Below are 13,446 nucleotides of genomic sequence, written 5' to 3'. Positions count from 1 at the left end.
TAGTGAGGTTTGTATGATGAAAAAATGTTTAATTATTTTTTGTAGTTTTTTCTTTGTTGCATCTTTAGGGGCAAAAGGTGTTAATGAAGAAAATACTACACAAAAATATGGTGGGGAAGAAGGCAAAATTACTGCTTATATTTCAGGTCCTGAGAATATGTTAAAAGAACTTGAGAAAACTTTTGAAGAAGAAAGAGGAGATGTATTAGATATTGTACAATTAGGATGTGGACCTTTGAGACAAAGAGTTTGGGCAGAATCTGAGACAGGATGTATTAATGCAGATGTATTTTGGGGTTCTGATCCTTTATTATATGAAGCTTTAGCTGATAAAGGTTTATTAGAAGATTATAAACCTAAAGGGTATGAAAATATAGATGATAAATATAAAAGTGATAAACCCTATGTATTAGTTAGTGAAAGATTTGGTGTTATTATTTATAACAAAGATAAAGTAAACTCAGATATCTCTTCATATAATGATTTATTAGATAAAGATTATTATAATCAAATTGTTCATTCTGATCCTGCACAATCTTCAACAGCGTTAGCTATAATTGCTAGTTTATGGGATTTAGAGGATGGAAGTGGTTCATATTATAGTAAATTAATTGAGAATGGCTTATTTTTAGCAAAAAAAAATAGTGATGTTCCATCTAAAATACAAGAGGGTGAATTCTTATTAGGTATTGCCCCACATGATGCTGTATGGAGATTACAGAAGTTAGCTATAAAAAAAGGTTATGAAACACCTTTAGCAATTAGTTGGCCAAAAGAAGGTGCAATAGCTATACAGAGACCTGTTGCAATAAGTAAAAATATCAATAGGTATGAAGAAAATGAAGTATTATCTCAAGAATTTGTAGATTTTCTAATATCAGAAAAAGCACAGAATATCATATTAAATTATGGATTTATAAGTGTATTAAAAGATTTTGATCTACCTGCTGGCTTGTCACAAGATATAGTAACATTAAATATTAATTGGGAAGACTTAGCAAAAAAACAATATGAAATAAATGAAGACTTTGAAAAACTCTATTAATAAAAATATCTTTGTGATAGGAGCAATAATGCTTTTATCAGGTATTTTAATATTATTTTATATTTTTCCAACTATCTATTTATTTTATAAGGGTGTTGTTGGATCAAAATTTACTCTTTATAATTATCTAGGTCCTTTATTCAATTCCATAAAAATATCTATTTGGGTATTTTTATGGACTAGTTTAATTGGGTGTATTTTAGCTTGGTTAGTAGTAAAAACAGATTTTCCATTAAAAAAAGTAATTGATGATTTTTGTATAGTTGCTTTTGCAATTCCTCCATATATTATAGCCTTATCATGGTTACAAATATTTGGGAGAAATGGTTATTTTGAAAGGTTTATTAAAGTTGTTTTACACTTTGATAATTATACAGCAACTCCTTATTCTCTTAATGCTGCTATTTTTGTATTAACTTTACATTTATTTCCTTTAATGTATTTTTCAGTAAAAAATGCATTAAAAAGTATAGAACCTAGGTTAGAATATGCAGCTCAAGTATCAGGTGCTAAAAATGCATTAGTATTTAGAAGAATCACTTTTCCTTTGATTAAGCCAAGTATTATTACAACAGGTTTATTTATTTTTTCTAGATCTTTGGCTAACTTTTCAGTACCAGCATTGCTTTGCTTACCTGCAAGGGTGGAAGTTGCAACTACTAAAATTTATTCATCATTAACTATGTTAGATTCTTCTAAAGCAGCATTTTATTCTTTAGTATTAGTAGTTTTTTCAACTTTTCTATATTTTTTACAAGCTTTTCTAATTAATAAAAATCAAAAGATTAGTTTAAAAAGTACTATTTCATCTAGAGATATTAGTACTGTAAGATTAAATAAATATAAACTTATTAGTGTTATTATAGTGCTATTGTTTTTTATTTTAGTCAGTGTTATTCCTGCAATTACAATGATAATTTCTTCTTTATTAAAAAGATGGGGATTATCATTAACGATTAATCATTTTACATTAGATAATTATAAAGAAATATTTAGCTTACACTCTAAGTCTCTTTTAGCCTTTAGAAATAGTTTTTTATTTGGATTGATTGCTGCAGTTTTCGCTACAATAATTTCACTATCCTGCCTAATTATATCTCATTATTTAGGTAAAAAATTTAGAATTTTTGAGGCTGTTGCTTCATGGCCAATGGCTATTCCTAATACAGTTTTAGCAGTAGCTACAATATATTGTTTTAATAGCTATCCATTGAAACTATATGGCACAATTTGGGGGTTAATATTTACTTATATGGTTTTATTTACTCCAATAATTATGAATCAAATAAAAGGATTATTGAGTTCTCAAGATATTAAATTGTTACAAGCTGCAAGATTGTCAGGATATAATAGCTTTTTATCCTTTTTTAAAGTTGTTTTTCCTTTTTTACTTCCAGGAGTAAAATCTGGAATAATAGTAGCTTTAATGATTTCATTAAGAGAAATCCCTATTTCATTAATGCTATATTCGACTAATCAAGAAACTGTAGGTGTTTTATTATTTGGAATGCAATCACAATCCTTTGGGTTAGAAATGACCTCGGCTCTTTCTGTAGTTGTTGTTTTAATAATTATTTTAGGAAACTACGTTAATCGTAAAAACAAGGAAGGTAAACATGGGAAATTTAGAAATTAATAATTTATCAAAATATTATGATAAAAATTGCGTAATAAATGAGTGCAATTTAAAAATTGAGAGAAAGAAGTTTTATACAATTTTAGGACCTAGTGGGAGTGGGAAATCAACATTATTATCGTGCATAGCTGGTATTGAAAATCCAACAATGGGTGTTATTAAATTAGATTCTAAAATTCTTTATAATGATGTAAACGAAATAAATATAGTGCCAAATAAAAGAAACATTGGTTTTGTTTTTCAAAACTATGCTCTATGGCCTCATATGACTGTTGAAAAGCATTTAGCCTTCCCCTTAAAAGCGAAAAAAATGGATAAAATTACAAAAAAAAATAAATGTTCTAATATAATGAATTTATTAAATTTAGAAGATAAAATTCATAATTATCCTTATCAATTAAGTGGAGGGGAACAGCAACGTGTAGCTTTAGGTAGAGCTTTAATTATGGAACCTGAGTTATTATTATTAGATGAACCGTTATCTAATCTTGATGCGCTTTTAAGAGAAAAAATGCAATATGAAATTAAGTCTATTCAGAAAAAACTTGGTATTACAACAATATTAGTAACACATGATCAGGAAGAAGCTAAATTAATGTCTGATGAAGTTATTGTTATGAATAATGGTAAAATCGAACAAGTTGGAGAGTTTAATGATTTAGTTTATAATCCTCAAACTGATTTTGTAAGATGTTTTATAAAGAGAAAAAGGCTGTATAAAATGAATAAATGTAAGCATATTATTTAATTTTCTACTTCATAATAATAATGGGTTTTAAAATATCTTGCTATTTATCAAATGCCATAATAGTATTAATTAAGTACTTTATGGGAGTTATTATGAATAAAATTATCATTTATTCTAGCAAATATGGTTCTGCTAAAAAATATGCTTTAGAGTTATCGAAAATGACTAAAATAAATCATAAGTCAGTTAATGAGGTAGATGATGTAAAATCATATGATTTTATAATATATGTTGCTCCATTATATGCTGGTAATTTAAGATCCTTTTCAAAGTTTATTAATTCCTTTGATTTATCAAAAATTTCTAAATTAATAATTGTATCAGTGGGACTTACTAGTCCTAATGATATAGAAGCTTATAAAGGGATAAATAAAGCAATTAGTGATAAATTACCTAATTATTTATTGGATAAATATGAAATTTTTAATTTACAGGGTGATATTGATTATAATAAACTAATTTTTATCCATAAGCTCATGGTGAAAATGCTTTATAGTAATTTAAAAAAATCAGGTAAAAAAGAATCTGAAATTGTTCAACTAATGGAAAATAAAGAAAAGAAATTAAATTTAATAAATTATAACTCTCTAAATGAAATAAAAAAAATACTTCATTAGTTAATCAGAGAGAAAATTTGAGGTGAGATATGAAAGGTTTAATCATTTTTGCTAGTTATTATGGTAGTTCTAAAAGATATGCTAAAGAACTTTCTAATAGACTTAGTTTTGATTTAATTGAGTATAATAAATTAAATAATACTGATGATTATTCTACTATTATATATGTTGGTGGTCTTTATGCAGTAGGTATATTAGGCTTAAAAGACGTAATTAATAAACGCCTTATTAATTTTGATAGACAAAAAGTTGTTATAGCCTCTGTTGGTTTATCAGATCCACTAAGTGAAGAAAATGTTGATAATATAAATAAAGAGTTGGATAAGCTAATTGAAAAAAAATATGATGATATTGTAAAAAGGTACTATCTAAGAGGAAGTATTGATTATAAAAGATTAAGTATAAAACATAAAATAATGATGAAAGCCTTATTTCTAAAAGTAAATAAAATCCCTAAAGATCAAAGGACAAAAGAAAATATTGAGTTTCTTGAAACTTTTGATTCAACAGTTGATTTTGTTGATTTTAATACATTAAATGCCATAGTAGATTTTATTAAAAAGTAAAATATTTGAAAAATTTATATAAAAAATATAGATATTTTAAGAATAACGAATATTTTTTATTGATATTTATCTCTAGTTAGAGTATATTTATCTCTACATAGAGATAAATAAGGAGAACTAGATGGATTTACAATTAAAAGTTTTTATTGCAATGAATAGGGCTTTAAAAAAGATTAATATAAATAATAATAGGGTTTTAAGAGATTATAATCTTACTAGTTCTCAGTTTGCAGTATTAGAAGCTTTATATCACAAAGGTGAATTATCAGTAGGTGATGTTCAAGATAAGATTTTGAGCTCAAGTGGTACAATTGCACTAATTATTAGGAATTTGGAAAAAAATGAATTATTATATAGAAGAACGTGTAAATATGATAAGCGTAAATTTTTATTGCAAATTAGTAAGAAAGGAAAAAGCTTAATTGAAAGTGTTTATCCTATTATAGAAAAAAATATAGTAGATAATATCGACAACTTAGATGAAAAAGAACAAGAGAATATTCTGCTATGTTTGAAAAAAATGAGTGGATATGATTATGAGAAGAAAAGTTGATAAAATTGTAAAAGGGTATAATACAGTAGATGGTGATAATGTTCATTTAACTAGGGTGTTATCAAAAAATACATATAATGATTTTGATCCAATTCTATTGCTTGATTCTTTTGATAGTGAAAATTATGAAGAATATAAAAATGGTTTTCCATTTCATCCTCATCGTGGAATTATTACAATTACATATATTGATAAAGGTGTAATGATTCATAATGATAGTTTAAAGAATAAAGATGAATTAAGTAATGGGGATATCCAAATTATGGTTAGTGGTTCAGGTATTTATCATCAAGAAAAGTTTAAAAAATCAAAATACCTTAAAGGTGTTCAATTTTGGATAAATTTGCCTAAAAAATATAAGATGGTTAACCCTTTTTATAAAAAAATTAAAAAGCAAGAGATTAAAAAAATCTTTTTTGAAGGTGGTGAACTAAAGCTACTATTGGGAAATTATAAAAATTATTCAACCAATATTAATATTTACCACCCAATTGATTTATATCAAATAACTCTAAATAAAGACAAAATGTTTAATCTAAAAGTAGATGAAAATAAAATGGTTGTAGCTTTTATTTTATCTGGAAACATATCAGTTGAAGAGGATAAAATATCAAAAAGATCAGCTGTCTTATTTACTGAAGGTGATGAATTGAATATAAAAACGGATACTAATAAATCAAAATTTCTTTTATTAATTAGTGAAAAACAAAATGAAAAAATAGCGTGGAAAGGCTCTATCGTTATGAACAAAGAAGAAGAACTAAATCAAGCTTTTAAAGATATTGAAAATAATACTTTTATTAAAGCGAATTTAGATAATTAAAAAAGGATACAATTATGAAAATTATTGAAACATTAAAAAAAAGAAGATCGTATTATAAAATAAATAAAAATATTCCAGTATTTGAATCTCAAGTCTTTGATTTGGTAAAAGAAGCAACAGAACTTGTTCCTGATTCATTTAATATGAAAAGTTCAAGGGTAGTTGTCCTTACCAAAGAAAAACATGATTTATTATGGGATAGCATATATGAAGTATTTAATGGACAAGTAGCAAGAGAAAAAATAGATTCATTTAAAAACGGATATGGTACTATACTTTATTTCATTGATAAATCTGTTGTTAAATCTCTACAAGATCAATTTCCACTCTATAAAAATAAATTTGAAATATGGACAAATCAATCAGTTGGTATGCTTGAACTCTCTATTTGGAGTGGACTTAGAGAATTAAACATAGGAGCTTCCCTTCAACATTATAATCCAATAATTGATTCAAAGGTAAAAGAGTTATTCAATATACCAGAAAGTTATGAATTAAATGCTCAAATGCCATTTGGTGGAATAGAAGCTGAAGTCGAACCTAAGGAAAAAGAAAATATTGATGAAAGAGTAACTATTTTATAAATCTTTTAATATATTTAGAAATCATAAAAACCAACATTATACTATGTTGGTTTTTATTTCATATATTTTTAAATTGACAATAGTGTGTGTTATACACTATACTAGATATGAGGTTACTTATGGATGATAAAAAAAAGATAATTGAAAACTTAACAGCAGAGTTGAGAAGGGGGACTTTAGTAATTAGTGTTTTGATTAACTGTTTAAATCCTATATATGGTTATTCTCTAGTACAAAAGTTACAAACTAAAAAAGTAGATGTTGATAAAAATACATTATATCCCTTACTTAGAAGATTAGATAAACAAGAATTATTAACAAGTTTTTGGGATACAAGTGAAAATAGAGCAAGAAAATATTATCAAACTAGTGAATTAGGTAATGAAGTTTTACATAAATTATTAGTTGAATGGAAGAAAATAAATGTGAGTATAGAAAGTATGATAGAGGAGTTGTGATTATGGAATTAGTAGATAAATATATTTATTCAATAGGAAGAAAGCTTCCTTTAAATTCAAAAAAAGAAATCGAAAAAGAATTAAAGTCTTTAATTTTAGATGAAATAGAAACTAAATATGGAAAAAATCCAAGTAAAGAAGAACAATTAGAATATATAAACGAATTTGGATCTCCAAGTGAAGTTGCACAAAAATATAGAAAAAATGATTCATTAATAGCTCCTCATTATTCTCAGGCCTTTATAACGTTAATTAAAATATTGACTTTTGCATTATCAATAGCCTTTATAGTTGTTTTTATAATAAATGTTGTATCAAATATGGATAATCCTGTGATTATAAAAAATGTACTTAAACTTTTCTCTAATATATTTACATCAAGCTTATGTGCTATAGGAGGATTAACTATATTTTTTATTTTCTTAAGTAGGTATTTTAATGAAACAGATATTAATTTTGATATACCTTGGGATGCTAAAGAACTAGAAAGTATAGAGATAGATAAAAAAAGGGAATCTAAAGTTTCTATTGCTTTTGAATTGATTCTTTCAATTATTTTCTTATCATTAATAAATTATGCGCCAAGATTTATTGAATTTGCACAAAGGGTTTTAGATAAAAGTCCTATCCAATTAGGTCATTATATTAATATCGAAATATTTGAAACTATTTTAATTTATATAATTATTGTATGGGTAATAGAAATAATATCCATGGTTATAAAACTAGTAATTGAAAATAATAAAATTATTGATACTGTTGAGTTAATAGTTAATTTATTAAATATAGGATTACTAATATATATAATTCAATTAAATGACTTATACGTAAATTATCAATCATTGATTGGTTTTAGAGGTTTATTTGTATTTGTTTTAATTGTTTCAATAATTGAAGTTATTTCTAATTTGTTTAGTTTTGTTAAAAACTCTATAGTCGAAAGATATAAATAAGAAAGAGAAGATTATTCTTTAAGCTTATTTTAAGGTTCCTCTTTTATGATGTATTTAGGTTAAGATTGATTATAGTTAGGGGATGAAAATGAATAAGAAAAATAATACAGTATTTTTGTATATTTTAATTAGCATTTTTTTATTAGTAAGTTGTAATACTAATACCCCTACTAATTCTTTATCAAATATTATTTATGTAGATATAAATGCAAGTGGTAAAAATGATGGTTCTTCTTGGGAAAATGCTTATAACTCATTAGTTGATGCATTAAAATTTGCGAACCCTGAAAATGATATTTGGGTTGCAGAAGGCACCTATTATCCATGTGAAACTAGTGATACTTCAATTAGCTTTACCATGAAAGATGATGTTGATATATATGGTGGTTTCACTGGAATAGAAGAGAGTTTAGATCAAAGAGATTGGGTTATTCATGAAACTATTTTATCAGGAGATATTGGTATTCGAGGAAATAGTACAGATAACAGTACTAAAGTAGTTATTGCTGCTAATAATATTATAGACGGATTTACAATTACTGGTGGATATTTTGATAATGAATCAAGATTAATGATTGCTAATGCTTCTTTAGATAATATAGATAATAATAGAATGGGCCCTCCAAAAAATAGAGAAAACATAGATGGTTCTAAAGAAATGCTAGGACCTCCTCCAAATGGTGAGAAGTTAGATAGACCAATGGGTCCTATTGATGATCAAAAAGCTTTAGATACTTTAAAAAATGATATGGATATATCTATAGATAATAGTAATGATTTAAATAATTTTTCTACTGAATCTTCTATACAAGATAATAATATGGCAGTAGGCCATATGACTTTTGAATCAGTTATGAGTGGAGATGCGACCTTATCTTCAAATGGTAATGGAATTATTATTTGGGAAGTCGCTCCTACAATTGTTAATTGTACAATTATTGATAATAATGGTAGTAAAGGTGCTGGTGTATACATTATTGGCACATCTGATTTAGATAACATACCAACATTTATAAATACTATTATTAGTAATAATACTGCGGAAGGTCGTGGTGGTGGAGTATCAATTGATATGAAGAGCTCTGCTTATTTTATTGATTGTATTTTTGATGGGAATTCTTGTTCTAATGGTAAAGGTGGGGCAATTTATAATGATTATGGTGGCTCTCCTTTATTAGAAAATTGTTTATTTGTTAATAATTTTGCTCAATCGGGTGGTGCGATTGCTAATGATGGTGCTTCAAATCCAATTGTTTCAAATTGTACTTTCTATAATAATACAGCAAGTGAAGCAGCCGCCGCATTATATCAAGGTTCAGGACCTTTCAATGATCCTGTAATAATTGATTCAATTATTTGGTCAAATTATTGTGAATTAGATGAAGTAAGTATATATAATTGGAATGAATGTAATCCAAGAGTTGAATACAGTATTGTTGAAGGTGGATATGATGGAATTGGCATTTTAGATATTGATCCTATGTTTATTGATCCATCAGATTATAATTTCTCATATAGTGTTGAATCTAATTTAAATAATGCTTCACATGATAATAGTATGATAGGCTTTGATTCAGATTTATGTTTAACAAGAAGTACTGAAGATTATAATACTATTAAGAATTATTTAAATTCTATTGAATTAAATAAAGAACCTGTTCAAATAAATGTGAATAATCCATCATTAGATTCCCAAATAGATATAAATTTAAGAACATTATTTGTTGATATTTCAAATGGGGATGAAGGTGATGGAAGTAGTTGGGATACTTCTTTTAATTCACTTCAAACAGCTATTAACACAGCAAATGCAATATATGAAGTAACAGGTGAGACTGTAGATATTTGGGTTTCTAAAGGTACTTATTATCCAGGTCAAAATAGGAGTGATTCATTCATTTTGCATGAAGGAGTTAATATCTATGGTGGGTTTAATGGTACTGAAAAAAGTTTAAGTCAAAGAAATTATGAAAAAAATATTACAAGATTGAGTGGTGAAATTGGAGATAAAAATAGTTTATTAGATAATTCTTATCATGTTTTAGTCGGTAGTGATAATGCATTAATTGATGGATTTACAATTAGTGATGGATATGCTGATGGAGTAGATGGCGAAGTTTATGATAATAAGGGTGGAGCTTTAATTAATTATTTAGCAGGTAATCGCGTAAGGCCTGATATAGAACCAACTTTAGGTTTTGATACTGAACTATATAATGTCATATTTATAAACAATTATGCTAATGAAGGTGGGGCTGTATATACTTACCATGGGGGAAACCCAACATTCACTAATTGTAGTTTTATAAATAATAGTGCAAAATACGGAGCTGCAGTTTTAGATAGAGCTGGTACTAATGCTATATATACTAGTTGTAGTTTCCAAAACAATTTTTCAATTTATAAAGGTGGTACAGCTTTTTGCGACTATGGGTCAATGCAATCTTTTTATAATTGTGAATTTATAGATAATGAGTCAGAATCAGCTGCAGGAGCTATATATATAATTGATAGAGCTTCACAAGCAATACCGAATGAAACTGACTTTGATTTAATTGATGAAACTTGGGCAAATTTAAGCGATATATTCTCTTCAGTTTATATTGAAAATTGCGATTTCATTAATAATACTGCTAAAACAAATGGCGGTGCAATATATGTATATGAGAGTGGATATGCTAAAATAGTAGATTCAACTTTTATTAATAATACGGCTGATGATGCAACAGTAGTAGCAAATAACTCTGGGAAAATCTTTATAACAATCACAACTACATTTAAAAACAATTCCCTAGCAAATACATTAAAAATAGGGTCAAAATCTTCTATTGTTAATATTGATTAACCGTATGGTGTGCCTCTTTTATTAGAGGCACACATTTTTTATTGTTATAATCTATTTTCATGATACATTAAGTACATGATAAGTTATAAAAATATAATAATTGAGTTTGATGATGTTCTAATACAATCTTTTTTACAAGGTTATATGGGCTATTCAATTTTTGAGGATAAAAAGAATCCTAAAAGTGTACAAATAGTAGTTGGCGATTTTTGCTTTTTTTCTGGAACCCCAAATGAACATTTTATAAAAGAAGCTAAAGCTGATATTATTACTTTTCAAAATGAAGCATGGGAAAATTTAGCTGAGAAGTCTTTAATAAATAAAGTAATAAAAAGTAAAAGATACAAAATGAAAGCTGAATTGAATTCATTTAAAAAAGACCAACTAAAATATTATGTAGAATCTTTAGATAAAGATTTTATTATTACGAAAATAGATGAAAACATTTATAAAGAAGTTTTAAATAAGAAATGGTCAAAAGATTTCTGCTCTTTGTTTAATTCTTATAATGAGTTTAGCAAAAAAGGTTTAGGTTTTGTAATTCTTTATAAAAATCAAATTATATCCGGGGCTTCATCCTATGCTTATGCAGATAATTGTATTGAAATAGAAATAGATACTAAAAAAGAATATAGAAATAAAGGATTAGCAAAAGCTTGTGGTTCAAAATTAATTCTTGAATGTATAAGTAGAAATATTTATCCAAGCTGGGATGCTCAGGATTTAAGATCCGTTCATTTAGCTACCACACTTGGATATAAAATTGATAAAGAATATAATGTTTTTATAAAAAAGAACTAAAGATATATTCCTAAACTTAATGTTAAGTCAGTAGAATATATAAATGAACTATTTGCATAAGAAAAATCATTATTTATAATAAATGCATAAGCAATATCGTTTTCTTTTCCTCTTAAGTTATTCATTTTGGCTTTTATTATTCTTCCTAATTTTAGTGAAATTGTTGGTTCATCCCAAATGTAGGAATAAGACAAGTTATTATTATAGTCTATATTAAAATTAATTAATGGAACTGAAATTCCATAAATTAAACCTGTAAAATAGTTTTTTGAATATGGACTGTCTATATTAATTATGTTTGTGCCAATTTCAATTCCTAAATCGTAGTCAATATTAGTATTGTTATTATTATAAGATTGATGATTAATTCCTATATAACTATATGAAGTTTTTTTATCTTTTGTTTGTTGATAAAAAGGGACTTTTATACCTAAATCAATTGTTGAAGATGAATTATTTGAATTAGTAAAATCATAAGAATAATTGAGAGTGTTATAATCAATAAAGATGTTTGGAGCTTTGTAAGTAGAAGCAAAAAGAAAAATTGATTGAACTGATATTAATAGTAGTGCTAATGTTTTTTTCATGATATAAAAATCCTTTTTTAATAAATAATATTTAGAGTATATAAATAAGTTATAATGAATTGCAATATAATATTATAGTTAATTATTTTTATTGTGTATTAAATATAGAATATTATATGTTAGCATATTGTAACAATTAAAGTTTAGATATATATTTTATTTGGAAAATTTTAAAAAAGCAAAAAAGGATGGAATATTTTATGGAAAGTGTTAAATGTGCATTTGGAACAGATGACGGGATTGATTTTACTCAAAGACATTTTGGTGATTCTAATCGTTTTGATATGTATGATATTAGTAAAGAAACTGTTACCTTTATTAAACAAATTGAGAATAATAGTGAAGAAGAAAGAGTTCATGCAGATCCAAGGAAAGCAGGTAGTATTGCTAATATTTTAAAAAAGGAAGAAATACAAGTTGTTGTATCAAAACAGTTTGGGCCTAATATTTTACGTATTAAGAAGAAATTTGTTTGCATAAAAGTATCTGCTGATAAAATTGAAGAGGTGAAAAAGGTTATTCAAGAAAATTTTGACTTTATTCAAAAAGTAATAAATGAAAAAGAAGAAAGAGGTTATATAGTTCTTAGAGATGATTTCTCAATTAGCTATGTGAAAAAGTAAAAACACTTGTTCTTTAAAAAAGAACAAGATATTTTAATTATTTAATGCAAAATCTACAGCAGCTTTTGAGTGTATGCTAGTTGTATCAAAAACCTCTATATCTAAATCATTTTGATTGATTAGTAATGGAATTTCAGTACAACCTAGAATAACCCCTTCTATATCAAGGTCTTTCATTTTGTTGATTATATTTAAGTATTTATTTTTACTTTCTTTCTTTATTATACCTTTTACCAGTTCATTATAAATAATATTATGAATAATCTCTCTATCTTCTAAATTAGGTATAAGAGTATCAATTTTATTTTCACTTAAAATATCTTTATAAAAACTTCCTTCCATAGTAAATTTAGTTCCTAGTAATAGTACTTTTTTTAAATTTTTATTATTAATAGCAGTTGCTGTTGCTTTTGCTATGTGAAGTACTTTAAGATTTGTTTGTTTTTCAATTTCATTTGCCATTATGTGCATTGTATTTGTACAAATTACTATAAAATCAGCACCAGCTTTTTTTAAGTTATTTGCCTCATTTACCATTGAAATAGTTAGTTCATCCCATTTCCCATTATGTTGTAATTCTTCAATAAGCTGAAAATCATAAGAATAC

Annotated in this window: 15 protein-coding genes; 13 read left to right on the top strand and 2 right to left on the bottom strand. The window is 25.9% G+C overall.

Going from position 1 to position 13,446, the window contains the following annotated elements:
* The first annotated feature begins 13 nt into the window (after positions 1 to 13).
* The 12 genes from ACPKM0_RS10535 (at position 14) to ACPKM0_RS10480 (ending at position 11,629) form a co-directional block, all read left to right on the top strand.
* Positions 14 to 1,045, top strand: coding sequence for an ABC transporter substrate-binding protein (locus ACPKM0_RS10535; RefSeq protein WP_472475763.1), 1,032 nt, complete (start codon positions 14 to 16; stop codon positions 1,043 to 1,045).
* The gene (locus ACPKM0_RS10530; protein ID WP_472475761.1) at positions 1,020 to 2,681 is read left to right on the top strand and encodes an ABC transporter permease; all 1,662 of its coding nucleotides are present in this window, start codon (positions 1,020 to 1,022) and stop codon (positions 2,679 to 2,681) included. The genes ACPKM0_RS10535 and ACPKM0_RS10530 overlap by 26 nt, the downstream gene beginning before the upstream one ends.
* The gene (locus ACPKM0_RS10525; RefSeq protein ID WP_472475759.1) at positions 2,662 to 3,429 is read left to right on the top strand and encodes an ABC transporter ATP-binding protein; all 768 of its coding nucleotides are present in this window, start codon (positions 2,662 to 2,664) and stop codon (positions 3,427 to 3,429) included. The genes ACPKM0_RS10530 and ACPKM0_RS10525 overlap by 20 nt, the downstream gene beginning before the upstream one ends.
* Positions 3,430 to 3,521: 92 nt before the next feature.
* Positions 3,522 to 4,046, top strand: coding sequence for a flavodoxin domain-containing protein (locus tag ACPKM0_RS10520; protein WP_472475757.1), 525 nt, complete (start codon positions 3,522 to 3,524; stop codon positions 4,044 to 4,046).
* 29 nt (positions 4,047 to 4,075) lie between these two features.
* Positions 4,076 to 4,612: a flavodoxin domain-containing protein gene (locus tag ACPKM0_RS10515; protein WP_472475755.1), complete on the top strand. Its 537-nt coding sequence runs from the start codon at positions 4,076 to 4,078 to the stop codon at positions 4,610 to 4,612.
* Positions 4,613 to 4,733: 121 nt separating this feature from the next.
* The gene (locus tag ACPKM0_RS10510; protein WP_472475753.1) at positions 4,734 to 5,165 is read left to right on the top strand and encodes a MarR family winged helix-turn-helix transcriptional regulator; all 432 of its coding nucleotides are present in this window, start codon (positions 4,734 to 4,736) and stop codon (positions 5,163 to 5,165) included.
* Complete coding sequence (locus ACPKM0_RS10505) at positions 5,149 to 5,988, top strand: pirin family protein (RefSeq protein ID WP_472475751.1); 840 nt, start codon at positions 5,149 to 5,151, stop codon at positions 5,986 to 5,988. Before ACPKM0_RS10510 ends, ACPKM0_RS10505 begins: the two co-directional genes overlap by 17 nt.
* Positions 5,989 to 6,002: 14 nt before the next feature.
* Positions 6,003 to 6,572 (top strand): nitroreductase family protein, encoded by a 570-nt coding sequence (locus ACPKM0_RS10500; protein ID WP_472475749.1) that lies wholly within the window; start codon positions 6,003 to 6,005, stop codon positions 6,570 to 6,572.
* A gap of 119 nt (positions 6,573 to 6,691) precedes the next feature.
* Complete coding sequence (locus ACPKM0_RS10495) at positions 6,692 to 7,030, top strand: PadR family transcriptional regulator (RefSeq protein ID WP_472475747.1); 339 nt, start codon at positions 6,692 to 6,694, stop codon at positions 7,028 to 7,030.
* 2 nt (positions 7,031 to 7,032) lie between these two features.
* Positions 7,033 to 7,983, top strand: a complete 951-nt coding sequence (locus ACPKM0_RS10490; protein WP_472475745.1) for a hypothetical protein — start codon at positions 7,033 to 7,035, stop codon at positions 7,981 to 7,983.
* Positions 7,984 to 8,071: 88 nt separating this feature from the next.
* On the top strand, positions 8,072 to 10,828 hold the full coding sequence (locus ACPKM0_RS10485) for a right-handed parallel beta-helix repeat-containing protein (RefSeq protein ID WP_472475743.1): 2,757 nt from the start codon (positions 8,072 to 8,074) through the stop codon (positions 10,826 to 10,828).
* A gap of 75 nt (positions 10,829 to 10,903) precedes the next feature.
* A complete protein-coding gene (locus ACPKM0_RS10480; protein ID WP_472475741.1) occupies positions 10,904 to 11,629 on the top strand; it encodes a GNAT family N-acetyltransferase in 726 nt (241 codons plus the stop codon).
* On the opposite strand, the gene ACPKM0_RS10475 is transcribed toward ACPKM0_RS10480, so the two are convergent.
* The gene (locus ACPKM0_RS10475; protein ID WP_472475739.1) at positions 11,626 to 12,216 is read right to left on the bottom strand and encodes a hypothetical protein; all 591 of its coding nucleotides are present in this window, start codon (positions 12,214 to 12,216) and stop codon (positions 11,626 to 11,628) included. The genes ACPKM0_RS10480 and ACPKM0_RS10475 overlap by 4 nt on opposite strands.
* A gap of 200 nt (positions 12,217 to 12,416) precedes the next feature.
* On the opposite strand from ACPKM0_RS10475, the gene ACPKM0_RS10470 reads away from it, so the two are divergent.
* Entirely contained in the window at positions 12,417 to 12,839 is a 423-nt protein-coding gene (locus ACPKM0_RS10470; RefSeq protein WP_472475737.1) for a NifB/NifX family molybdenum-iron cluster-binding protein, read from the top strand.
* Positions 12,840 to 12,872: 33 nt separating this feature from the next.
* On the opposite strand, the gene ACPKM0_RS10465 is transcribed toward ACPKM0_RS10470, so the two are convergent.
* On the bottom strand, positions 12,873 to 13,446 hold a 574-nt coding region (locus tag ACPKM0_RS10465), incomplete at its 5' end, for an aspartate/glutamate racemase family protein (RefSeq protein ID WP_472475735.1).

It is taken from the genome of Pleomorphochaeta sp. (genome assembly GCF_050031695.1).
Lineage (GTDB): Bacteria > Spirochaetota > Spirochaetia > Sphaerochaetales > Sphaerochaetaceae > Pleomorphochaeta.
The sequence above is the reverse complement of the archived record's forward strand: the minus strand, read 5'-3'. Positions and strand labels throughout refer to the sequence as shown.